The sequence below is a fragment of the Acinetobacter tjernbergiae DSM 14971 = CIP 107465 genome (assembly GCF_000374425.1).
In the GTDB taxonomy this organism is placed as follows: Bacteria; Pseudomonadota; Gammaproteobacteria; order Pseudomonadales; family Moraxellaceae; genus Acinetobacter; species Acinetobacter tjernbergiae.
Map to the genome: position 1 here is coordinate 13147 of NZ_KB894375.1, position 23278 is coordinate 36424.

A 23278-nucleotide genomic window follows, 5' to 3' on the forward strand; every position below is an offset into this window, starting at 1 on the left:
TAAAAGGGCTTTTTTGGTGTTTAATAAGTTAAATTAAAACTGTAAGGCTTCAAATTCAAGCTCTTGCTTGTTATTTAAATAAATATGTACGGGTTTTTTGATCATATCCTTGGGAATATCATCTGCGACACAATACGTCCCTGCAATAGAGATCAATTCAGCTTCTAATGAATGACAAAAAACTCGAGCTGAAGTATGTCCGCCTGCACCTGCAATGACTCTACCACGAGCATTGCCATAAATGTGAATATTTCCAGATGCAATGACTTCAGAACCACTGTTCATACCTGCATTGAGGATAATATCACCTTGATCTTGTACCAAACATTGCCCAGTACGCAAAATCTCATCATGATAAGAGGTGATATGTGTGGTTGATGTTTGTTTTTGCGGTGTTTGTATTTCTGGATTTTCTGGTACTTTTTCAGCAGTCGTCTTTTCAGGGGTATGATCAACGATCTGTTCTTTCGATGCTTTGATACGTTGCAAAGGTTGGTCAGCAGGTAGGACAGGGAATTGAATGGCACGAGCCTCATCACCCAAGAGACCATCAATCACCGCCATTGGTTGTAAACCCAGATCGATGAGGAGCTGAATTAATGCAATCAGCTCTTGTTCAACAGTACTATCAATAATGACTAGAGTTCCAAGATAAGAACCTTCATTGAGTGTGCTTGAAAGTTGCTGGCGGATTGCATTATGGTCATTTGTGTCGAACGTGAGTCGACTAAAATTTACCATTCTGCCCGTAATCCGTATATCAGCCATAATTTATCCTTAAGGGCTTTTTGAAGCACTCTATTGTGTTAAAGCATGTTGTAAATAAACGCAGATGCTAGAACAAATTACAGGAATTCTCTAGCTAGATTGGTAAATTTTCTTGTAATCATTCTGCTTTTTTATCCAATTGATCATATTCATGCAAGGTTTGCTGCCATTGTTTGATTTTTACTTGTTTTCGTATGGCTGCAAGGCTCTCAAATACAACTGATTCAACCAATTCTTCTAAGTATTGATTATCAATATTTAGCTCACTGACTTTTTCTGCAATCAATTGATAATTTTCATTTGGGTTGTGCGCAGAGCCCGCTGTAAAAGGTTCAATTAAACCGATACTAATATTTTCACCTAGGCGTTGCCCAATAGTTTGAATTTGTTGTTCAATTCTTCCACCAACAAGAGGAATTAAACGTAATAACTGGGTTAGTTCAGGCGTATCTTCAATGGCTTGATTGACAATAATGCCAACTTTTTTAGTAATCATAGGTTGTTGTTCTTGCAACGTTTTTGCTAATGATTCTTGTAGTAAAGAAGATAGCGCTACGGTAAACAACTGACGATGATGGTCAACGAGATCATGAATAATTTTTTTATGACTTGAACTGGTTTCAAGTTCTTGTCGAACGCCATCTATGACCGAAATGACAACGCGATCAGAGAGTTCTTCCATGATAACACTGTAGTAAAACGCTGCTTTAATACGAACGTTGTCAGGTACAACCTTGTAACCAAGTTCATGCAGGCGATATGCAATAATGCCTGCGCGGAATAAACGAAGAAAACGTAGATGGGGAATAATGGCTAAGATTTCATACCAATGAATAAATGGGAAAAACCACCAACGAGTGTGGTGTTTATTTACAATTGCAATTGTCCAGCGGACGACAAGCTCAGTGATTAAAAAAATAATAAACCATGCTTCTGTCGTAATCACCCAAGGGTGTAAGTAACTACGATAAAACTCAAGCACATTGGGTAAATGAATTGTATTAAAAAACCATTCGCCAATATTACTCATTAAAAAAAAGTTCATGCCTAAGCAGAACAAATTAAAAACAATAATAAACACCATGAAAATGTCATAAACAAGAAACAGTTTAAAAAACTTACTGTTTGGATTTACAAGGCTATATTTAGAGTTTTGTTTTGAGTCCTGCTGAGTCATGTGGCGAGTCAATTCCTAATGAGACTATTGATAATATTTAGATTTCATTTGTGAAATCAATTGGTCTTTTTCTGTCCAGATTTGATCGACCCATTGCTGAAAACGCTCGCGGTAAATCGGATCATCTTCATAATTGCCATGAAGCAACCAATCTGGAATATCAATCTTACGCAAATCTACAGCAATACGTGAGACATCACCTAACCAAAAATCACCATAATCTGGCGCACCGTCTGGATAAACAATGGTCATATCGACTAAGGCATCGATTTTATCGCCTAAAATATTTAAAGCCAATGCTAAACCACCGGCTTTTGGTTTGAGTAGATTCTGATAAGGCGATTGCTGCTCAGCATGTTTTTCGGTAGTAAAACGTGTTCCTTCGAGATAATTAAGTAAGGTAAAAGGCTGACTTAATAATTGTTCACAGGCTTTACGTGCTTCTAGCATATCACGGTGTTTCAGCTCAGGATTTTTTGCCACTTGTGCTTTGCTATGGCGTTTCATCATTGGGAAGCCCAAAATCTTAAATGCTTGTCCAACAAAAGGAATAAAGATGAGTTCCCATTTGGTAAAGAAACGAGTGAGCGGCATACGAGTCAATCCAAAATATTGATTGACAGTTGTGTCCACCCAACTTTGATGATTACAAATCATCATATAACGACCGTCTAAATTGAGGTCAAGTGCTTTATCAATGCTTATATCCCATTTTAGATTGGGAAGAACTTTTTCAATCAACTGGTTGTTAATACCAATCCAACTATTGGCCAATTGAATATTGGTTTCATCTATTTTTTTTAGATTTTTGAATAGCTTGGTGATACCTAATGTCAGGATAGGGGGCCCATGAAAAAAAGTGTTTCCAGTAATCACTGAACCAACCGTAAGTCCTTTACCAAGCTTTTGCAGTAAGGATGCTTTTTTATTTGTGGTAGACATAAATCAAACCTTGAGTGCAGATTTTTGAAAAAAGAGGTCTTTCAACTATAAACAACAGATATTTAAATACAACTGTATATTTAGTGATGTTCACATTTTTTATATATTTTCAGCACTTTTAGATACAAATTCTAAATTAAGCCGAATTTTTCAAATCAAAGATAGCATACGTTGGCGTAATTTTTGTTCATGTGATTTTATCTCATCTTATTGGTATTCTACGAAATATAAAATATTGAAGAAAATGTGAGGATGTATTCAAGAAAAGTGCATCAAAATATTACAAAACTACAAATAAACTGTTTATTATTAACAAAATATCAATGGTCTAGCTTGATTTTCTCATTCATTATTTGTTCAGACAACAAAATACATAGACAGGAGCTACGCAATGCGTGCATTAGTAATTTCAACACTGGTCGGGGCTGGTTTGGTACTTTCAGGTTGCCAAACTACGGGTAATAATATTGGCGGCGTTGAATATGATAAAGCTGCTTTAGGTGCTTTAATTGGTGCTGCTGCGGGTTATGGTGTATCTAGAGGTAATGCTAACTCATCATCTCAAAACAACCGTGCTGCTGCTATTGGTGCAATTTTAGGTGGTGCAGGTGGTTTATATCTCGATAACAAAGAGAAAAAATTACGTGAACAAATGGCGGGTACAGGTGTTGATGTAGGTCGTAATCCAGATGGTTCTGTTCAATTAATCATGCCGGGTAGCATTACATTTGATACCAATAAATCAAATATTAAACCTAACTTCTATGGCACTTTAAACAAAGTTGCACAAGTTTTGGCTGAAGACAATAAGAGCGCGATTTTGGTAACAGGTTATACTGATAATACAGGGAATGATTCTATCAACCTCCCATTATCTCAAGCACGCGCACAGTCAGTGAAAAACTATTTGTCTAGCCAAGGTGTTTCAGGTGGTCGTATTGATGCACAAGGTCTTGGTTCTGCAAACCCTATTGCAAGCAATAGCACCGCTGCTGGACGTGAGCAAAACCGCCGTGTAGAAATTAGCATTTATGCGAAACAGTAATTTTTACTGAGTTCTAAAACCACCTTCGGGTGGTTTTTTTATCACTTTAAAAATATAGCGACAACTTATGGCGCGTTATTGAGATAAGGCATCATAATTTATACATATCCCAAGATTTACTATTGGGATTCTAAAACAGAGATGTCTATAATCATGCTCGAAAACGAGAGAGGTATTCCGAGATGTCATCTGCCAGTCAACTCAATGACAAGCAACTTGAAGCTATGAAATATGTTCAAGGGCCATTGTTGGTGCTTGCAGGTGCAGGTTCAGGTAAAACCTCCGTAATTACTCGAAAAGTTGCTTTCCTTGTACAGCAATGTGGTATTCCTGCACATCGTATTACTGCAATGACCTTTACCAATAAAGCTGCGCGTGAGATGAAAGAACGTGTAGGTAAATTATTGTCTCGTGAAGAAGCCAAAGGACTCTCAGTTTCGACTTTCCATACTTTTGGCTTGAATTTATTACGTTTAGAATTAAAAAACCTACCACTTAAAGCCAACTTCTCGATTTTAGATGCGGATGACTGCAAACGAATTCTGATGGACTTAATGCAACGTGACAATTTGTCGGGTGCAGAGAGTAAAGAACTCATCGCAAAAGCAATGAAGAAAATTTCAGATTGGAAAAATGATCTAGTCTTACCTGAGCAAGCCCATTCAACTTGTGAAACTGTTGATGATGTACAGTTGGCGCATTTGTATCAACTTTATGAACGTAACCTACGTGCCTATAATGCAGTTGATTTTGATGATTTGATTGTAATGCCAGCTCGCTTACTTCAAGAAAATGCTGAAGTCAGAGATAAATGGCAAAACCGTGTGCGCTACTTATTGGTGGATGAGTATCAGGATACCAACACGGCACAATATACTCTGGTAAAACTTCTTGTTGGCGTGATGGGGCAGTTCACCGCAGTAGGTGATGATGACCAATCGATTTATGCATGGCGTGGCGCAAAACCTGAAAATATGGCTTTGCTCAAAGAAGATTTTCATAATTTAAAAGTCATCAAACTTGAGCAAAACTACCGTTCAACGAGCCGTATTTTAAAAGCAGCAAATGCTGTGATTGAAAACAATCCACATATTTTCGATAAGAAATTGTGGAGTGACAAAGGGCATGGCGAAAATATTCGTGTGATCACGTGCCTAAATGATGATGATGAGGCCGAGCGCGTTGTCAAAGACCTCATCACGCATAAGTTGATGAATGGTAAAAATTGGAAAGACTATGCCATTTTATATCGTGGTAATTTCCAAGCGCGGGTATTAGAAACCCAACTGCGTCAAATGCAAATTCCGTATAAATTATCAGGTGGGCAATCTTTCTTTGCTCGCGCTGAGATTAAAGATGTGATGAGTTATTTACGCCTCATCATTAACCCTGAAGATGATAGTGCTTTTTTACGCATTATTAATACACCGAAACGTGCGATTGGACCTGTCACTTTAGAAAAATTAGGTTTATTTTCCCAAGAAAATACTTTGTCGTTGCTCACTGCTGCTTCTGATCAGCGTTTAGCGATGGTGTTACCCAAAAAAGCAGCGACACAATTACATGAATTTGCTGATTTTATTGCTACTTTTACACGTGAATTGTTAGATGATGATGAGCCTGTACCTAAAGTTCGTCAAATGATCAATGAAGCAGGCTATATTGATTATATCCGTGAACAAGCGGCGACTCCTGCACAAGAAAAAACCAAACTCGACAGTATTGAAAGCTTATATAGCAGCATTCAAAATCTACTGAATCGTACAGATGATGTTGATGAAAAAAATATTGAAAGTGTGATTCGTAAACTGGTATTGCTCGATATGCTGGAGCAACAGCAGGAAGAAGAAGATACTGATAAAGTCAATTTATTAACATTACATGCGGCAAAAGGTTTGGAATTTCCTTATGTGTATATGATTGGCTTAGAAGAAGAGCTATTGCCACATAAGAACTCAATTGCTTCTGAAACCATCGAAGAAGAACGCCGTTTGATGTACGTTGGTATTACTCGCGCTCGCCAAGGTTTAACTTTGACGCTTGCTGAACAACGTAAGAATGGTGGTCAAATGCGTCAAATGACACCAAGCCGTTTTTTGGATGAATTGCCACAAGATGATTTGGAATGGCATGGGCGCAAAAAGAAACTTGCGCCAAATGTTGATCCCAAAGAACAAGCTCAGCAATATCTTGCAAATTTAAAAGCATTATTGAAACGTTAAGAAATAGTCAGTAGGAAGTTGTAATGAAAGTCCAAGTTAAAGTATTAGATGCGCGTTTAGGTCAAGAGTGGGCACTGCCTTCGTATGCGACTACAGGTTCAGCAGGTTTAGATCTACGTGCATGTCTAGATGAAGCCATTGAAATTGCAGCAGGTGAAACGGTCTTAGTGAAAACTGGCTTAGCAATTTATATCGAAGATCCAAACTTTGCAGGTTTAATTTTACCGCGTTCAGGTTTAGGTCATAAGCACGGTATCGTATTAGGAAACTTGGTGGGTTTAATTGATTCTGACTATCAAGGCGAGTTGATGATTTCGGTTTGGAATCGTGGGCAGAACACCTTCCGTTTAGAGCCAGGTGAGCGTTTAGCTCAATATGTTTTAGTGCCTGTGGTACAAGCTGAGTTTGAACAAGTGAGTGAATTTGTCGCAACTGAACGTGGTGCAGGTGGCTTTGGACATACAGGTCAGCACTAAGTTTCGTTAATTATCACTTTAAATGCAATGCTTTACTGAAAAGCGTTGCATTTGTCATATTGATTGTTCCCTAGATTTGTATTAAAAAGCAGCTGATGAATTACTTTAATTTTTCTGAATAAGGGTTATTTAATTTCTTAATAGTTTCTGTTTTCTTTTTTGAATCAGCTAATGATTATAAAAATAGGGGTTTACTGTGGATATAAAACATACATTTCCTCTGAACATTTTTCGCGCTTATGATATCCGTGGAAAACTGAGCAACTTAACACCTGATGTGATTTATTCAATTGCTTATGCTTTAGCACTACAATATAAAAATGCAGGACAAGATCGCGTTGTAATTGGTTATGATGCTCGTTTAACTAGCCCTGCTTATGCCAACATCATTCAAAAAATCTTTGAGCAACAAGGTTTCGTTGTGATCAATATTGGGTGTTGCTCATCCCCCATGATGTATTACATTGCTCGTGATTCTGGTGGAAATGGAATTATGGTGACTGCAAGCCATAACCCTAAATCGGATAATGGTATTAAATGGATTTTAAATGGTGAACCCCCAACGCCAGACGTGATTCAACAGGTTGGACAACTTGCACAAGTTTCTTTGCCAAATGTTCAGCAGATGATTGATTCTGATCATGTGCTCCATCAAATTGTACCTTTGTATTGTTTGCAGTATCAGCAATCCTTATTAGATGATATTCAATTATCACGGCCTTTAAAAATTGTATTGGATGGTTTGCATGGATCAGCAGGTCGCTGTGCAAAGTTGGTTTTAGAAAAGTTAGGTTGTCAGGTTATCGCTTTACGTTGTGAAGCCAATGGGAATTTTCCTGATCATGCCCCAGATCCCTCACATGCTGAGCATTTAACAGATTTACAAGCAGCCATTCTTTTAGAAAAAGCAGATCTAGGGATTGCTTTAGACGGTGATGGTGATCGCTTGGTGTTAGTCGATGAGCATGCCCATATTATTAGTCCAGACCGCTTATTGTCTTTATTTGCACAAATCTGTTTACAACAGCATCCACGCAAAGAAATTGTATTTGATGTGAAATGTTCTCAAATGGTGGCTGATACCGTACAACGTTTGAATGGACAAGCTAAAATGATTCGTACAGGAAGTAGTTTCTTGCGAACGTATTTATCGCAGTCCAAAGGCAGTGCGGTATTTGGTGGTGAATATGCAGGTCACTATGTCTTTAATGATGGTCGCGGTTTCGGTTATGACGATGGGCTATATGCAGCATTGCGTGTGATGGAATATTTCACGCATTCAGATACGGCAAGCTTGTCTTCATTATTGGCGATATATCCTGAGCGTTATTGTACCGAAGACACATATATCAGTACCCACGATGCTAATCCAAACCAAGTTTTAAATGATATTGAAATTCTAAGTCACCGTTTAGGCGCTCGTTTAAGTAAAATAGATGGGGTAAGGCTTGATTTTGACGATGGTTTTGGCATTATTCGAGCATCTAATACAGGTGAGTATTTCACAGTTCGTTTTGATGCAGATAATCCAAATCGATTACGTGAAATTCGCCAAGAATTTGTTTCTATGATGCAAGGTCAATATCCGCAAATTGCACAAGAACTCGCACAGGCTTAATAAGGAGAGGCGCATGCCACACGAGCATATCGGCATTGATAAAGCAAAAATTTTGATTGAAGCTTTGCCGTATATTCAACGTTTTGCAGGTAAAACGTTGGTTGTAAAATATGGTGGCAATGCAATGACTGATCCAGAGCTAGAAAGCTCGTTTGCTCGCGATATCGTATTATTAAAAACAGTAGGTTTAAATCCAATCGTCGTGCATGGTGGTGGTCCACAAGTTGATTCACTGCTTAAACGTTTAGGGCAAGAGTCTGATCGTATTGATGGGATGCGAGTCACCGATCAAGCCACGATGGAAGTGGTTGAAATGGTTCTCGGTGGTAGTGTTAATAAATCGATTGTCAATCTGATTAACCAACATGGCGGTCGTGCGATTGGTTTAACAGGTAAAGATGGCAATTTACTTCGCGCACGTAAATTGCTCATGGAGAAACAAGAAGCTGATGGCTCCATTTCTCAAATTGATTTGGGCATGGTCGGTGAAGTGACAGGCGTTAAAACCGATGTATTGGAAATGTTTACCCAAGGTGATTTTATTCCTGTAATTGCGCCATTAGGTGTGGATGAAGAAGGTAACACTTATAATATCAATGCTGATCTTGTCGCTGGAAAAGTTGCAGAAGCATTGGGTGCTGAAAAACTGATTCTATTGACCAATATCACGGGTGTATTAGACGAAAACAAAAACTTACTGACTGGATTAAGCACCCAAGAAGTTGATCGTTTAATTGAAACGGGTGTGATCTATGGCGGTATGATTCCTAAAGTGGGTTGTGCATTGGATGCAGTCAAAGGCGGTGTGATTAGTGCGCATATTGTTGATGGTCGTGTACCTCATGCAACTTTATTAGAAATCTTTACTGATCATGGCGTTGGTACATTGATTACCAATCGAGCAAAGCATTAATTTTTGAAAAGTTTGCACAACCTCATGGAATGTGTAAGATCACATATCTTGTGTATAGGTATTTCTTTACTTTTCAAGGATGAAAAGTAACAAAAATCCTTTGTTTGACTGACGGCACGTCCTTGATACCGCAGTCAAACGGGCGGCATCCATGCCGCCTCCGCGATAGTTAATAGATGTTGATATTGAATTTAAGTCATGATCTGTTCATCTTTTATTCATTGAAGTGTCATTGAAGCGATTTAAGGTAACTCTAGACATAAGGAGCTTTCATTATGCTAGAAAAATTAAATCATTATCGCCAGACATTAACTTCACCTTTACGTCAAAAGCCGTCACCAAACCAATTCCGTTTTGGGTGGGTGGATAATCTAAAAGAATTACAAGAAGTACAACGTTTTAGAGCAAATCAATTCTCTCATCAATTTGGTATCTCTTTTGAAGATGGGCTAGATCAAGATCTTTATGATTTTGGTTGTGAACATGCGGTGTTACGTGAAAAATGGACGGGTGAAATTGTTGCCTATACACGTCTTAAATTGTTTCAAGGTCATGAAATTGGGCAAAGTTATAGTGCTAAAGAGTTTGATGTTGTTCCAAACTTTTCACATTTGCCAAGTATCTTGGAAATAGGGCGGACGTGTGTACATCCGCAATTCCGTTCTGGAAAAGCATTATCAATGCTGTGGTTGAATTTGGTGCCAAAGGTACTGTGGTCTATGCGTGCGAAGTATGTGATGGGATGCGTGAGTATTCATCTTGAAGATAACTTGGCGCGAGCTTATTACACCCATCGTCAAATTCAACAATTGGCTGATCATCAGATTATTGATATCCGTTCAAACCGTGCATTTGAACCAGAACGCCCTGAATATAGTTTTCCGCAAGATGAACGTATGCCAAAGCTTTTCGATACCTATCTTGGCATGCAATCCAAGCTTTCAAAACAAGCATTTTATGATGAAGATTTTAAATGTTTAGACTATTTTGTGTTCTTAGAAATTAACAAGATCGCAACTTCTTTTGTGATGAATAAAATGGTGCAACGTTAGTTATATCATTGTTAATCTAATACTGAGCACATATTGAGATTTACAAGATGTCTGTACCTCATGCACAATAGGCACAGATGTTAGATAGTTAGAAGATATGTGCCAGCTATTAGGAATGAATTGCGCGACTCCGACGGATATTACCTTTTCCTTTCGTGGATTTTCCCAACGAGCAGGGGTCACGTCTGATCATTGTGATGGTTTTGGTATAGCATTTTTTGAAGACAAAGCATGTCGTTTGTTTGTTGACAATCAATCGGCAGTTGAATCTCCGATTGCGGACTTAGTGCGTAATTATCCAATCAAATCGCGTAATGTGATTGCACATATCCGAAAAGCAACTCAGGGTAAAATTACCCTAGAAAACTCACATCCTTTTTTACGTGAGTTGTGGGGCAGACATTGGATTTTCGCACACAATGGTGATCTACACGATTTCAATCCTCGTTTGAGTGGACGTTTTGAACCTGTTGGTAATACCGATAGTGAACGTGCTTTTTGCTATTTGTTAGATCAGATGGTTGAAGCATTTGGATATACAGAGCCATGTATAGAAAAAGTTTTTTCTCTTTTAGAGCGGATTTCGCCTGAAATTGCTGAGCATGGTACGTTTAATTTTTGCTTGTCTAATGGGCAAGCATTATTCAGCTATGCAACGACCAAACTACATTGGTTAGTACGAGAATATCCATTTCAACCTGCACATTTAATTGATTTAGATGTAAAAGTTGATTTTAGTGAAGTGACCACACCACAAGATCGGGTTGCAGTCATCACGACTGAACCTTTAACACATAATGAGTCATGGACTGCCTATCAAGCTGGTGAAATGATTTTATTTCAGCATGGTCAACCCATTAAGCATGCACTCACTCGAGTTGAACGTCTCATTCGAGAAGCAGAAAATCCAAACCTAAAACGCGTGACGAGAGCGGATCAATATTAATCAGTATAATAAAAATTAATAGATGCTATATCATTTATTTATAGTATCTATTCTTAACTATTTATATTTTAATGAAATTATAATTATTTTTCTCGAATTGGTTAAAAAATACTTGAGTGTTTTAATCGGTTAAAATATTTAAATAAATATAAAACAATAGGTTAATTTATTTTATTGAAAATATTTGAAATCTGACAAAAATGCTGTGTTTTTATTTAATTGTTTAGCCGATATTATGTCCTTATTCAATAAATCACATTGGTTTTAGGGATAGAGATAGGTATGAAATGGTCTGCCGAATATAATACAGGAATAGAAGTTATCGATGATCAACATCGACGTATTCTGGATTATATTAATGAAATCGCTGATTTAAAATATTCCCATGATCGTGTCAAAATGAAGAGTGTATTAGACAATATTATTGATTATACACAGTCACATTTTACCTTTGAAGAAAGCTTGCAAGAAGAAGCAAATTATAAATATCGTGTGCCACATAAACGTGTGCATGATTTATTTATCAAAAAGATAGAGACTTATCGTGAACGTTTTGAATTAGGGCATGAAATTGATAAAGAATTGCATGAAGCACTTTCAAAATGGTTAATCAATCATATTCGGCATGATGATGCTGATTATGTAGGTGCTGTTAGAGAAAATATGGTTGGCATTATTAAAGAAAATGAAAAGAAAAAAGGCAAGAATTGGTTTTCACGGTTCTTTGCTTGACAATAAAATAATAACAATAAGACCTCTTATGGTAGAAAAATAATAAGGTGAAGATGAGTAAAAAATAAGAGGTCAGATTTATATAATAATAACTAGGCGCGGCAAGTCATCTTTATGGTGATTTGCCTTTTTCTTTGGGCATCTTTTGTTTTGATTTTCAGACGTGACAAAGGCAAAATAGATTGAATATTTCATTGTAAGCTCCATAAAGCACAATGAGTTCAAAGCTTTTTAAGGAATGCAGTATGCAGGACATAACTCTGTCACGCTGGCTTACACCAGTGATGGCGTTTTGCTTATCTTTTGTCATGATTAGCACATTAGCACCAACTGTGGGTATCCAAATTGATCGTCAATTTGATTTTTGGCTTTTGTGGTTGGGAAGCATGCTTTTATTAGCATTACCGATTGGTTATCTTGAAATTGCTTTGGCAAAACGTTCACAGACAACCGCGCTACAAGCGCTTTCTACCTTAACACGTGATGCAGATGCTTCACCAAGATGGCGCGTAGTCGGGTGGTTAGCCGTTGTTTTTGTTCCTTTCTTTGCGGGTAGTATTGTAAATACATCGGCTCATGTTGTGAGTCAGCAGCTTGGATTAAATCTTCCGACTCAAATTATTTTTGCGATTTTTGCCGTTATTGCATTGGGATTGTCTTTTATCCCTCGTCAATTTTTGATTGGTTTGACAACAGTTGGTGTTATTGCCGCTTGTATTCTTGCCAATGTAATGGGAACTCATTTAGCCGCTTGGCATTGGACGGGGATTGAGTTTAAAGAGTGGGGCAATGCCACTGTTCTTACTCTAGTCGCAAGTGGTTTAGGGCTAGGACTATATTGGCAGAGCAGCCTATCGACTTTAAGCAAACAACAATCAGCAACAACGTCAGCACTTCCTATTTGGATTGCACAATTGCTTGCGGTTATTGCTTTTGGTTTCTTCTCTGTTCAAGCACAACTTCCTGCTTTGGTCTGGGGCTTTGCTGCAACGATATCTACTGCTTTGCTTATTCAATGTGCAAAAGAACAGTTAGCACAGCGTCAACTTGCAATCGTGATTCAATGGGTTATTGTTCTTGCTGCAATTGCAGTTTGGGCTGTACCACAAGTTGAGCAAATTTTTAATACGCTATTGATGCTATGGGGATTGGCGATTTGTTTGATTTATGCCGTATTTGCAGGTTGGATTATGAAGATCAGTCATCTTCGTAAAGCCATGGGCTTTAGTAATGAACTATTTTATAACGTTTGGCGTATTGCGGTACGTTTAGTTTTACCGCTTTCAATTCTGATTGCGATTGTCGCGGTTATTGGGCAAGTGTTGTAATGGAACATGCAAAACAAGTTTGGGTTGCTTTTACAACACCTAAACAGCAATTCCATATTGCTGTCACCTTTAATGAAGGGATGAATGCGCAGCAAGCGATTGATGCAAGTGGTATCGCAGAACAGGTCACACTGCCAGAAGTTCTGAATCTTGGGGTGTTTGGTAGCAAAATTGAAGCGGATACTGTTTTGCAAGTGGGTGATCGGGTTGAAATCTATCGTGCTTTGACCATTAATCCAAAGGATATTCGACGTAAGCGAGCTGCACAGAACCCTGTTGGGCGTTTTATTAAAGGTAATCGTTTTAGATCATCAGCTCCATAAATAAAACCCCTCACGAATGACTCGATGAGGGGTTTCTTTTCTTTAGAAAGCAATTATAGTGGTGGCGCAGTCAAAATCGCTTCTTTTGATGCAGGTAAACCAGGTTGTGATTCAGGGATTGTATCTAGACCTTCTAAACGTTCAACGTTGCCATTTGCATCAAAATAAATTTTTAAATGTTGACCACGGGCTGCTGGTATTTTTGCTTTTTTCGCATAAGTACCAGGCGTATAGTTGTAGATATAGTCCCAGCGTAAAGGATTCAATGGGTCTGTAACAGTTGGGCTGCCCAGTAGGAAACGAACTTGCTGAAAGCTCATGCCGACTTGTACTTGAGATGCTTGGGCTTTGGTTAATGGTGTTCCTTGTGGAATATCAACTTTATAAACACCAAAGACTGAACAACCGCTAAGTACTGAAGTGACGAATAACGCCAGCATGATTTTTTGCATTTTGCTACACTATCCTGATAAATGATGATGCATTTGATTCAAGGATAGATCATACTGCATCTAAACTCTATTGCCTATTCCAACTTAAGATTTGTTGAGAGACCTTTTTACATGCCTATTTCCAATCAAGACTTACGCAAAGCTGGACTTAAAGTCACCCTTCCTCGTATTAAGATTTTGGAATTGTTAGAAAATTCAAAGCAACATCATTTAAGTGCTGAAGATATTTATAAAACTTTGCTTGAGCAAGGTGAAGATGTTGGTTTAGCAACGGTTTACCGTGTGTTAACACAATTCGAAGCTGCGGGTATTATTCAGCGTCACCATTTCGAAAATAATCATTCAGTTTTTGAAATCATGCAAGAAGATCATCATGATCATTTAGTTTGCCTAAACTGTAACAAAGTCGTTGAATTTACGAATGATATTATTGAGAAAGAGCAGCATGCTGTTGCAGATCAGCACAACTTTGCTTTAACTGGACACTCTTTAAACTTATATGGTTATTGTAGTGATTCTGAATGCCAAGATGCTTATCGTAAAAAATAAGTCTTATTGATTTAAAAATTAATAGTTCACTAAAAGTGAACAAATAAAAAAAGGAAGGTTACAAAAACCTTCCTTTTTTTATAATCTTAAGATGGATTATTGACCATCAAAGGTAATGTTTCTGCTCGCATTCAATAACTGATCTGCACCTTCTTCAGAAAGTTTAATTGTGAGGCGTAAGTCATTTGGTGAGTCAGCATGTTTTAGTGCATCTTTATAAGTGATTTCACCCGCTTTATACAGATCAAATAATGCTTGGTCAAAAGTCTGCATACCTAATTCACGAGAGCGTTTCATCAAATCTTTAATTTCGTGAACTTCACCTTTACGAATATAGTCAGCCAATAATGGTGTGTTGATCAAAATTTCAATTGCCGCACGGCGTGAATTTCCATCTGGAGTAGGAATAAGCTGTTGTGCAACCATTGCTTTTAGATTGAGGGATAAGTCCATATACAATTGGCTGTGACGGTCTGCTTCAAAGAAATGAATAATACGATCAAGTGCTTGGTTAGCATTGTTTGCATGCAGCGTTGCCAGTACTAAGTGACCCGTTTCAGCAAAAGCAATCGCATAATCCATAGTCTCACGTGAACGAATCTCGCCAATTAAGATCACATCGGGTGCTTGACGAAGTGTATTTTTTAACGCGACTTCAAATGAATCTGTATCAATCCCGACTTCACGCTGAGTGACGATACAACCCGCATGTTGATGTACAAATTCAATTGGGTCCTCAATCGTAATGATATGTCCTTTAGAATTATGATTACGAAAACCAATCATTGATGCTAAAGAAGTTGATTTACCTGTACCTGTCGCCCCCACAAAAATAATGATGCCACGTTTGGTCATGGCAAGTTCTTTTAAAACTGTAGGGAGTTTTAGATCATCCATAGTTGGAATTACTGTTTCAATACGACGTAAAACCATGCCAGGCATATCACGTTGTTGGAAAGCACTTACACGGAAACGTGAGGTCTTTTCACGATTGACGATTGCAAAGTTACACTCTCGTGTTTCTGCAAATTCTTTACGCTGTTTATCAGTCATGATTGAGTTAAGTAATTGACCAACAACATCACCAGACAACTTAGTTTTTGCAACAGGTACAATCTGTCCATTGATCTTCATTGACGGTTCAACATCTGCAGTGACAAATAAATCAGATGCATTTTGTTGAATCATGAGATTCAGTAAATCATTAAAGTCCATGATATTTCTCTAATCCTTTTATTATTATAGGAATGATTCAGGTTGTTTTGCCGCAGTACGGGCACTTTGAGGACTAATAATACCTTTCGAAACCAAAGTTTTAAGACTTTGATCGAGTGTGGTCATACCGTAGTTTGCACCCGTTTGGATGGCAGAATACATTTGAGCAACTTTATTTTCACGAACAAGGTTACGAATGGCAGGAATTCCGATCATGATTTCATGCGCTGCAACACGACCACCCCCATTTTTCTTTAATAGGGTCTGAGAAATAACAGCCTGTAATGATTCAGAAAGCATGGCACGAACCATGTCTTTTTCTTCGGCAGGGAATACGTCGATAACACGGTCAATGGTTTTCGCAGCAGAGGTCGTATGCAGTGTACCAAAAACCAAGTGACCTGTTTCAGCTGCAGTTAATGCAAGTCGAATGGTTTCTAAGTCACGCATCTCACCGACAAGAATAATGTCAGGGTCTTCACGAAGTGCAGAACGAAGTGCGGCATTAAAGCCATGGGTATCACGATGCACTTCACGTTGGTTAATCAAACATTTTTTCGATTGATGTACAAATTCGATTGGATCTTCAACCGTTAAAATATGGTCATAACGGTTTTCATTAATGTAATCGATCATCGCTGCAAGTGTGGTTGATTTACCAGAACCCGTAGGTCCTGTGACCAATACAATACCACGTGGATAATCACAGATTTCTTTAAAAATTGCACCTAAACCAAGGTCTTCCATACTTAAAACTTTAGATGGAATGGTACGGAATACTGCACCTGCACCACGGTTTTGGTTGAATGCGTTTACACGGAAACGGGCAATATTGGGTACTTCAAATGAAAAGTCCGTTTCTAGGTCTTCTTCAAAATCACGACGTTGTTTATCATTCATGATGTCGTATACCAAACGGTGTACATCTTTATGTTCTAGTGCTGGTAAATTAATACGACGGACTTCACCATCTACACGAATCATTGGTGGCATACCTGATGAAAGATGTAAGTCTGAAGCACCGTTTTTTACTGCAAATGCTAGTAATTCTGTAATATCCATGATTTCCCCGAAACAATCAAAATGTCTCATTCTTTTATAGAATAATATACGGCTTTCACTCTGTGTTACCAACATATTATAGAATGTGAAAGAAAAAAAGATTTTGTAAGTGAGAACTGTGTCAATGAATGAATCTGAACAATCCCGCCAACATGTTTTAACTCAGATAGAACAAGCGTGTTTGCGCGTTCAACGTGAGCCGACTTCTGTACAATTGTTAGCAGTATCAAAGACACACCCAAGTCAAGCTTTACGAGAAATGTATGCAGTTGGGCAGCGTTGTTTTGGTGAAAACTATTTGCAAGAAGCATTAACTAAAATTGATGAATTACAAGATTTGGATATCGAATGGCATTTTATTGGTCATGTACAACGAAATAAAACTAAGCATTTAGCTGAAAAGTTTGCTTGGGTGCATGGTGTTGATCGTTTGATGATTGCAGAGCGTTTGTCGAGTCAGCGTTTATCGAGTCAGCAGCCTTTAAATATTTGCATTCAAGTGAATATTGATGGGCAAGATTCTAAAGATGGTTGCCAGCCAGCAGAGGTCATTGAACTAGTTCAGCAAATGAGTCAGCTTCCGAATGTCCGTTTACGTGGATTGATGGTTATTCCTGCTCCTGAGAATAAGGCAGCTTTTGCAGATGCAAAAACCTTATTTGAGCAAGTAAAATCTCAGCATGCACAGCCGCAAGACTGGGATACTTTAAGCATGGGCATGTCGGCTGATTTGGAGACAGCGATTGCGGCAGGCTCAACCATGGTGAGGGTAGGGACGGCATTGTTTGGTGCGAGAGATTATTCAAATATTTAATAACAAGGTGGAAGCTTCTCTATTTCACGAAATAGAGAAGTAATTACCATTATATAAAATTTATGTACTGCTGAAAAAAACAGCTTAATTTAGAATAATTTTTTGATCGTTTATATCGTATTTGTATAACCTATTAAAAATTATTTACTCACAACGATAAAAACTGAATGTAGGGTTAGTTTGAAAATGAAGAAATTCTATTTTTTAATCTCTTTTATTTTATGTCTATTTTTAGCTGCATGCAGTAAAAAAGAAAGTGAAATCGTTACTGAGCAGAATGCTCAAGTCACAGCAGATGAAAAATTGGGTACAAAATTGGGAGATGAAGTTACGTCACATGTGACTGAGGTGAATTTAGCTCGTTTATCTGACCAAGCGATTGCTGAATCACAAGTCCATTATGCTAATAAGCAATACCAAGGTAAAACAGTGAATAGTATTTCTTTGGCAGCAGGGAAGATTAGTTTCTCTATTGTTGATGATGCCGATCATGTACTCCCTTTATTTCGAGATGGTCAGAGCTATTATCTTTCAGGTCAAGACGGACAAAGCTATCAATTAAAATATGAGAACAACACAGATAATACTTTCGAAGTGGTTGCAAGTGTAGATGGTATCGATGTACTCAATGGTAGTACGGCTTCACAAAATAACGCTGGTTATGTATTACATCCGCACAGCGCAATTCAGATAGAAGGTTTCCGTAAGAGCGACTCCGCAGTGGCATCTTTTACTTTTAGTCAGCCTGAAGATGCTTATGCTGCAAATTCGGATCATGGTACAATTCAAAATACAGGCATTATTGGAACAGCAATTTATCAACTTGAATCTCCTGATTCAAAAGATGACATAAAAGATTCATCTCAATATGCACCGCCACCTAAAGCCTTTCCTGCGGACAAAGAATAATTTAATTTAAATAATACCTTGTTTTTTACAAGGTATTAATCTGCTGATTAATTGTGCGCTCAAAATCTAGAAATAGTGTGGTTTTGAATTTGTCACCGTCAATAAAATGAATCAAATTTTCATTAATGTCTGGTAATTGATATTTTAAAAAATAAATCAAAGAATCCACTTGACGATAAATTGTAGGCATAGCGGAAAAATTTGGAACTTCAAATGGATTTTTAAGACAGAAATGATATTTTTTTTCGGTTTGGATATCAAAAAAGTCATAGGTCCTTAGATAAAAATCAGTCGTAAAATAAGTCCGGCTGATTTCATCTCCTTTATTTTTTTTATTCCAATAATAATCTATCGTGGCTCGTATATATAAATGAATATTAAAATATCGTTTTAAACGAGGCTGAAAATAAGAAAATTCAATCCGAAAACGCACAATCACAGGGATATGAGCACCTTGATTTTGCTTGGAATATAAGGCAGCTTGATAAATTTGTTCTTTTAATATTTCTGGATGAAGAATCGTGAAAGGGTGATTTTTGCCAACTTGTTCTGTAAAAAAATTGCTAGCTTCCTCATCACTCAGCTTAATTGCAGCCATAAAAATTCTCATATTGAATTGATGTTTTTTGATAAAATAGTCAAAATTATGAGAAATAACAATCTCTTTCTAAGTAAATACGACATGAGATGTCGTTTTTAAAAATAATAATTAAAGTAATTCAGTGCTAATGCTATTGGTTGAGTTTATGAGGAGAAATAATAACTTTTAGCTGAATCGGTTAGTATATTTATGAATATGTGAAGAGAAACTGATTTTTTTATTTGATTAAAAATAATTAGCTGAAATCTAAATCATGTTGCTCAATCGCTTTTTGAATTGAAGAAAACCATTTACAACGAGACAGAGGTGACTCTTCAAGTAACAACTCAACAGTTAGTTTTTTAAAATAAGCATGATCCTCATTTGAGGAAGTTAGGCTATAAAAATTAGTGCATAAGACAGCGTATTGTTTTGTCTCTAAGCTATATAAACAAATGTATTCTGCAAGTTGTTGGTCAGAAATACGCTTAAATATTGGCATGAGTTGAAATAGATCATTTTATTCCATTTTTTATTTCCATAATCATGATTATATTTATCCTACACTTCAATCCGACTTGAACCTGATCCAAGTGGTTGTACTTGAATTTGTACAGGAATACGTTCATGCATTTCCTGAATATGCGAGATCAATACCACTTTACGCCCTTGGCTTTGTAATTGATCCAGAGCATTCATCACCATATGCAACGAAGAAGCATCCAGCGTCCCAAAACCTTCATCAATAAATAGCGATTCAATTTTCATGGAACCCGAGGCCATATTGGCAATTGCCAAAGAAATTGCAAGGGCAGTCAGGAAGGACTCACCACCAGACAGTGAAGCTACTGAACGGGTTTCACCATCCATATCGTGGTCGATAATCGCCAAACTAAGTGAGTTATCCAAACGTTTTAAAGTATAACGCTGTGACAACATGCTGAGTTGTTGGTTGGCATATTCAAGCAGAATATCTAGATTATATTGCTGAGCTAAATCACGGAAATCTTTACCTTTAGAATCACCAATCAAACTGGAAATTTTATTCCAGCGGTGTTCCTGCTGCTGAATCTGTTGGATTTGATCTGCAAATTGTTTTTGTTTCGCTAAGTTTTGCTGATGCAATTCGATTTGAACTTTATATTGATCTCGTTGTCCAGTGAGTTGTTCTAGTTGAGTTTGATTTAACTGGATTTGTTCAATCAGTTGTGCTTGATTAATTTGAGGTTGCTGTTGTTGATGTATCTGTAATTGCTCTTGCAGTGTTTTGAGTACCGCAGTTGCTTCATTCAGTAGACGATCAGCATTTTGTAAGAAGATTCGAATTTGCTGTTCTTGCTCTGAACGAATTGCAAGTAATTCAGATAATTGGCTTCCTACAAACTCAGGATGTTGTACCAACCAAGTCTGAATGTCATTTTTATATTGGTCGAATTCAGTTTGTTGTCGTTGTTGCTGTGCTTGAAGCTTTTCTACTTCATTTTTTTGCTGTTCAAAGCTTTGACGAGCCTGTTCAAAATGCTGCTTGATCTGCTGATATTGATTTTGGAGTTGCTGACGCTGTTGATCGTTTTGGTTTAACCATTCATTGGCTTTGAGTTCGGTTAAACCTGTCATTGCCACAATCAGTTGATGCGCTGACTCTGTATTTTGTTTACCTTTAATCTCGACATCTTTCAGTTGCTGGCTAAACTCGGTATGTTGAGTGATTAAGCTGGTTAAATTGGACTTTAATAGATTCAGTTGCTGTTCAAGCTGCTGCTGTTGTTTGCTGAGTGTTTCAGCTTGTTCAAGGTGCTGGACACGTTGCTGTAAACGTTGTGCTAGCTGTTGAGCAGAGCTTAGCGTTTGCTGTTGCCATAAGTTTTGTTCATCAGTCGTCAGACAATCTACAACATGCTGAATCTGTTGCTGTGACTGCTGTACGCTTTCGAGTTGATAGTGGATATGTTGAATCGTTTGGGTCAGGTGATAGTGGTCTTTATTGGCCTGTTGCAGTTGCTGTAACTCAATTTCAATCTGTTGTTTGAATTGGGTTGCCTCATTGATGCATTGCTGTTGGGCTCTAGTCGTTTCCGCATGCGCTTGAGTTAAATCTAACTGGATCTCGAACTGTGCTGCATGTTTGACTAATTCTTGATGTTGTAGTTTGAATTTGTCATCCGCTTGTTGCATGGCAGATTGCAATTGCATCAGTTCGGTACGAATCTGGGTAAATTGCTGTTGTGTGTGTTGCCAATGCTGAAAGTATTGTTGTTCCTGTTGAATCGCCTGTTGCTCTTGCTGTTGTTGCAGCTCATACAAGGCTTTGGAGAGCTGACTGGCATCATCACGATAGGGGTGTTCGGTGCTGCCACAGACCAGACAGGCTTCGCCGTGTTTGAGTTCTGCACGCAGATGTTCAATATTTTCAGCATGTAATAAACGTTGTTGTTGCAACATTAGCTGCAACTTTTCCCGTTCATTTTTGGCAGATTGGAATGCGCCTTGGCTAGTTTGCAATTGCTGTTCAAGCTGCTGATGTTGTTGCTGTGTGCTACTGAGCTTATCGCCTAGCTCATCACGTTCTTTTTTAAGCTCAAAATAATGCTGTAACTTTTGCTGAATCAGATCCAGTTGATTCAGTCGGGCTTGTTGCTGTTCTCTGAGTTTTTGTTTCTGTTCAAGCTGGCTTTCAATCTGTTGTGGTGTACCAAATTTTTGAATGAGCTCATTCAACACGATCTGATCTTGTTCAAGCTTGGGCTGAGCCTGTTGAATCGAACCTAAATTCTGTTCGACTTTTTGGTATTGCTGAATAAATTGCTGCAGTTGTTGAAGGTGTGCATTCAAGCCTTTATCTAAAGTGGAGAATTGCGCGCTCTGTTGCAGTTGTTCAGAGCAGCTTTGTTGTTGTATGGATAGACTGTGGCGACTTTGTTCAAACTGCTGCTGTTGCTCAAGTAATGGTTGTTGTTGCGCTTCGTTTTGGTTTAGGCGGACTTTGGTTTTTTTATATTCATCGGCAATGTATTCACGTTCCTGTACATATTTACGCACTTGAGTGAGTTCATGTTGATGGTTTTTTTCAAAACTCTGAAATTGTTGTAAGGCCGTTTCAGCCTGTGTATAAGCTATTTTTTCTTGCTCAAATTGGGTGCTTACAGCGGTAAATTGCTGCTGCTTGTGTTGAATCTGCGGTTCAAGCTGTTGCAGTGCTTTTTCCAGTTGTTGCTGTTGGAACACAACAGGACGAATGCCTGAGAAGGTTTCGAGTTGGCTGAGTCGACTGCGATCTGCTGCTAACGCTTCATGTGCTTGAATTTGAACGTCATGTTGTTGTTGTTTCAGTGTGATTTCAGTTTGAAGTTTCTGTCGCTGTTCAAACCATTGTTGCTGTTGATTGAGCTGAACTTTGTCGGCTTCCAACTGTTGAACCTGTTGTTGTATCTGCTGAAATTGAGTCTGTAATTCAGCAACTTCTTCATCTGAGCGAATTTCAATATGACCTAAAACATTTTCCAGTTGTTTGCGTTGGTTGCTAATTTCACGGGTCTTTTCAAAAGCCAGTTGTCCAATTTTGGCAAAAATACTGGAGTTGGTCAGATATTCGAGTAATTCACCACGCTCATTATCGCGTGCTTTTAAAAATGCGGTGACTTCGGACTGCGCCAACAGTACCGCACGGGTGAATTGCTCAAAACTCAGTTGAGTAATCTGTTGAATATGTACTTCAACCGCTTTGGTTTTATCAGCAATCACTACACCGTCAGTCAGGCATTTGAGTGAGCGTTGTACACTTTGCAGTTTGCCACTGGCATTTTCACGGGCACGTTTAATTTCCCAGCGTGCGAGGTAGTGTTTCTGATCTTGTGCCACAAAACACAGTTCGGCAAAACCATGTCCTGTGCCACGACGTAGAACCGTTAAAGGGGAGTTGGTCAGCAGTTCAGAGCCATCGACATCTAACAGCTTGCCGTCACTTTCTTTCAGACGGGGAATTTTATTAAATAACGCCAGACACATGGCATCTAAAATGGTGGATTTACCCGCGCCAGTTTTCCCGACAATGGCAATCAGCCCAGCACTGGCCAAAGGTTCACTTTCAAAGTCGATAAAATGTTCACCTGCAAGAGATGCCAAATTTTTCAGCCGAATCGATAAAATTTTCATGGC

At 38.2% G+C, this 23278-nt stretch carries 22 protein-coding genes; 13 read left to right on the plus strand and 9 right to left on the minus strand.

The features are described from left to right. Positions 1-33 precede the first annotated feature (33 nt). From minC to C502_RS0115220, 3 genes are all read right to left on the minus strand, one after another. On the minus strand, positions 34-768 hold the full coding sequence (gene minC, locus C502_RS0115210; RefSeq protein WP_018679654.1) for a septum site-determining protein MinC: 735 nt from the start codon (positions 766-768) through the stop codon (positions 34-36). Positions 769-886: 118 nt separating this feature from the next. Further along, complete coding sequence (locus C502_RS0115215) at positions 887-1945, minus strand: hypothetical protein (RefSeq protein WP_018679655.1); 1059 nt, start codon at positions 1943-1945, stop codon at positions 887-889. Positions 1946-1969: 24 nt separating this feature from the next. Further along, a complete protein-coding gene (locus C502_RS0115220) occupies positions 1970-2887 on the minus strand; it encodes an acyltransferase (RefSeq protein ID WP_018679656.1) in 918 nt (305 codons plus the stop codon). Between the two features lie 391 nt (positions 2888-3278). On the opposite strand from C502_RS0115220, the gene C502_RS0115225 reads away from it, so the two are divergent. The 10 genes from C502_RS0115225 to C502_RS0115270 all read left to right on the plus strand — a co-directional run bounded on the left by C502_RS0115225 (position 3279) and on the right by C502_RS0115270 (position 13542). Beyond that, positions 3279-3932: an OmpA family protein gene (locus C502_RS0115225; RefSeq protein WP_018679657.1), complete on the plus strand. Its 654-nt coding sequence runs from the start codon at positions 3279-3281 to the stop codon at positions 3930-3932. A gap of 182 nt (positions 3933-4114) precedes the next feature. Next, complete coding sequence (locus C502_RS0115230; RefSeq protein WP_018679658.1) at positions 4115-6154, plus strand: UvrD-helicase domain-containing protein; 2040 nt, start codon at positions 4115-4117, stop codon at positions 6152-6154. Between the two features lie 23 nt (positions 6155-6177). Next, positions 6178-6630: a dUTP diphosphatase gene (gene dut, locus C502_RS0115235; protein WP_018679659.1), complete on the plus strand. Its 453-nt coding sequence runs from the start codon at positions 6178-6180 to the stop codon at positions 6628-6630. Between the two features lie 196 nt (positions 6631-6826). Further along, positions 6827-8248, plus strand: coding sequence for a phosphomannomutase/phosphoglucomutase (locus C502_RS0115240; RefSeq protein ID WP_018679660.1), 1422 nt, complete (start codon positions 6827-6829; stop codon positions 8246-8248). 13 nt (positions 8249-8261) lie between these two features. Then, a complete protein-coding gene (gene argB / locus C502_RS0115245; RefSeq protein WP_005056478.1) occupies positions 8262-9161 on the plus strand; it encodes an acetylglutamate kinase in 900 nt (299 codons plus the stop codon). 275 nt (positions 9162-9436) lie between these two features. Continuing rightward, positions 9437-10213, plus strand: a complete 777-nt coding sequence (locus tag C502_RS0115250; protein WP_018679661.1) for a GNAT family N-acetyltransferase — start codon at positions 9437-9439, stop codon at positions 10211-10213. Between the two features lie 97 nt (positions 10214-10310). Beyond that, a complete protein-coding gene (locus C502_RS0115255; protein WP_026315817.1) occupies positions 10311-11159 on the plus strand; it encodes a class II glutamine amidotransferase in 849 nt (282 codons plus the stop codon). 276 nt (positions 11160-11435) lie between these two features. After that, positions 11436-11891 carry a bacteriohemerythrin gene (locus C502_RS0115260; protein WP_026315818.1) on the plus strand — a complete coding sequence of 152 codons (456 nt, stop codon included), beginning with the start codon at positions 11436-11438 and terminating at the stop codon, positions 11889-11891. Between the two features lie 245 nt (positions 11892-12136). Further along, entirely contained in the window at positions 12137-13219 is a 1083-nt protein-coding gene (locus C502_RS0115265) for a membrane protein (RefSeq protein ID WP_018679664.1), read from the plus strand. After that, positions 13219-13542: an RnfH family protein gene (locus C502_RS0115270; RefSeq protein ID WP_018679665.1), complete on the plus strand. Its 324-nt coding sequence runs from the start codon at positions 13219-13221 to the stop codon at positions 13540-13542. The genes C502_RS0115265 and C502_RS0115270 overlap by 1 nt, the downstream gene beginning before the upstream one ends. A gap of 53 nt (positions 13543-13595) precedes the next feature. On the opposite strand, the gene C502_RS0115275 is transcribed toward C502_RS0115270, so the two are convergent. Continuing rightward, the gene (locus C502_RS0115275; protein WP_018679666.1) at positions 13596-13994 is read right to left on the minus strand and encodes an outer membrane protein assembly factor BamE; all 399 of its coding nucleotides are present in this window, start codon (positions 13992-13994) and stop codon (positions 13596-13598) included. A gap of 111 nt (positions 13995-14105) precedes the next feature. Between C502_RS0115275 and fur the strand changes: the two genes are divergently transcribed. Next, positions 14106-14543, plus strand: a complete 438-nt coding sequence (gene fur, locus C502_RS0115280) for a ferric iron uptake transcriptional regulator (protein ID WP_004663428.1) — start codon at positions 14106-14108, stop codon at positions 14541-14543. Between the two features lie 96 nt (positions 14544-14639). Here fur and C502_RS0115285 read toward each other — a convergent pair whose 3' ends face one another. Then, a complete protein-coding gene (locus tag C502_RS0115285) occupies positions 14640-15758 on the minus strand; it encodes a PilT/PilU family type 4a pilus ATPase (protein WP_018679667.1) in 1119 nt (372 codons plus the stop codon). Between the two features lie 24 nt (positions 15759-15782). Next, on the minus strand, positions 15783-16820 hold the full coding sequence (locus C502_RS0115290; RefSeq protein WP_018679668.1) for a type IV pilus twitching motility protein PilT: 1038 nt from the start codon (positions 16818-16820) through the stop codon (positions 15783-15785). Between the two features lie 124 nt (positions 16821-16944). Here C502_RS0115290 and C502_RS0115295 point away from each other — a divergent pair, with 124 nt between their 5' ends. Both C502_RS0115295 and C502_RS0115300 read left to right on the plus strand, forming a co-directional pair. Then, positions 16945-17634: a YggS family pyridoxal phosphate-dependent enzyme gene (locus C502_RS0115295; protein ID WP_018679669.1), complete on the plus strand. Its 690-nt coding sequence runs from the start codon at positions 16945-16947 to the stop codon at positions 17632-17634. 186 nt (positions 17635-17820) lie between these two features. Next, on the plus strand, positions 17821-18543 hold the full coding sequence (locus C502_RS0115300; protein WP_018679670.1) for a putative periplasmic lipoprotein: 723 nt from the start codon (positions 17821-17823) through the stop codon (positions 18541-18543). Positions 18544-18568: 25 nt separating this feature from the next. Here C502_RS0115300 and C502_RS0115305 read toward each other — a convergent pair whose 3' ends face one another. From C502_RS0115305 to C502_RS0115315, 3 genes are all read right to left on the minus strand, one after another. After that, positions 18569-19141: a hypothetical protein gene (locus C502_RS0115305; RefSeq protein ID WP_018679671.1), complete on the minus strand. Its 573-nt coding sequence runs from the start codon at positions 19139-19141 to the stop codon at positions 18569-18571. A gap of 238 nt (positions 19142-19379) precedes the next feature. Further along, positions 19380-19625, minus strand: coding sequence for a hypothetical protein (locus tag C502_RS0115310; protein WP_018679672.1), 246 nt, complete (start codon positions 19623-19625; stop codon positions 19380-19382). 59 nt (positions 19626-19684) lie between these two features. Further along, positions 19685-23275 (minus strand): AAA family ATPase, encoded by a 3591-nt coding sequence (locus C502_RS0115315; protein WP_018679673.1) that lies wholly within the window; start codon positions 23273-23275, stop codon positions 19685-19687. Positions 23276-23278: the final 3 nt, after the last annotated feature.

What these genes read in the sequence shown, in the direction of transcription:
- minC (WP_018679654.1), bottom strand. Translation starts at nt 768, where the DNA reads ATGGCTGATATACGGATTACGGGCAGAATGGTAAATTTTAGTCGACTC.
- C502_RS0115215 (WP_018679655.1), bottom strand. Translation starts at nt 1,945, where the DNA reads ATGACTCAGCAGGACTCAAAACAAAACTCTAAATATAGCCTTGTAAAT.
- C502_RS0115220 (WP_018679656.1), bottom strand. Translation starts at nt 2,887, where the DNA reads ATGTCTACCACAAATAAAAAAGCATCCTTACTGCAAAAGCTTGGTAAA.
- C502_RS0115225 (WP_018679657.1), top strand. Translation starts at nt 3,279, where the DNA reads ATGCGTGCATTAGTAATTTCAACACTGGTCGGGGCTGGTTTGGTACTT.
- C502_RS0115230 (WP_018679658.1), top strand. Translation starts at nt 4,115, where the DNA reads ATGTCATCTGCCAGTCAACTCAATGACAAGCAACTTGAAGCTATGAAA.
- dut (WP_018679659.1), top strand. Translation starts at nt 6,178, where the DNA reads ATGAAAGTCCAAGTTAAAGTATTAGATGCGCGTTTAGGTCAAGAGTGG.
- argB (WP_005056478.1), top strand. Translation starts at nt 8,262, where the DNA reads ATGCCACACGAGCATATCGGCATTGATAAAGCAAAAATTTTGATTGAA.
- C502_RS0115250 (WP_018679661.1), top strand. Translation starts at nt 9,437, where the DNA reads ATGCTAGAAAAATTAAATCATTATCGCCAGACATTAACTTCACCTTTA.
- C502_RS0115255 (WP_026315817.1), top strand. Translation starts at nt 10,311, where the DNA reads ATGTGCCAGCTATTAGGAATGAATTGCGCGACTCCGACGGATATTACC.
- C502_RS0115265 (WP_018679664.1), top strand. Translation starts at nt 12,137, where the DNA reads ATGCAGGACATAACTCTGTCACGCTGGCTTACACCAGTGATGGCGTTT.
- C502_RS0115270 (WP_018679665.1), top strand. Translation starts at nt 13,219, where the DNA reads ATGGAACATGCAAAACAAGTTTGGGTTGCTTTTACAACACCTAAACAG.
- C502_RS0115275 (WP_018679666.1), bottom strand. Translation starts at nt 13,994, where the DNA reads ATGCAAAAAATCATGCTGGCGTTATTCGTCACTTCAGTACTTAGCGGT.
- fur (WP_004663428.1), top strand. Translation starts at nt 14,106, where the DNA reads ATGCCTATTTCCAATCAAGACTTACGCAAAGCTGGACTTAAAGTCACC.
- C502_RS0115285 (WP_018679667.1), bottom strand. Translation starts at nt 15,758, where the DNA reads ATGGACTTTAATGATTTACTGAATCTCATGATTCAACAAAATGCATCT.
- C502_RS0115290 (WP_018679668.1), bottom strand. Translation starts at nt 16,820, where the DNA reads ATGGATATTACAGAATTACTAGCATTTGCAGTAAAAAACGGTGCTTCA.
- C502_RS0115295 (WP_018679669.1), top strand. Translation starts at nt 16,945, where the DNA reads ATGAATGAATCTGAACAATCCCGCCAACATGTTTTAACTCAGATAGAA.
- C502_RS0115300 (WP_018679670.1), top strand. Translation starts at nt 17,821, where the DNA reads ATGAAGAAATTCTATTTTTTAATCTCTTTTATTTTATGTCTATTTTTA.
- C502_RS0115305 (WP_018679671.1), bottom strand. Translation starts at nt 19,141, where the DNA reads ATGGCTGCAATTAAGCTGAGTGATGAGGAAGCTAGCAATTTTTTTACA.
- C502_RS0115310 (WP_018679672.1), bottom strand. Translation starts at nt 19,625, where the DNA reads ATGCCAATATTTAAGCGTATTTCTGACCAACAACTTGCAGAATACATT.
- C502_RS0115315 (WP_018679673.1), bottom strand. Translation starts at nt 23,275, where the DNA reads ATGAAAATTTTATCGATTCGGCTGAAAAATTTGGCATCTCTTGCAGGT.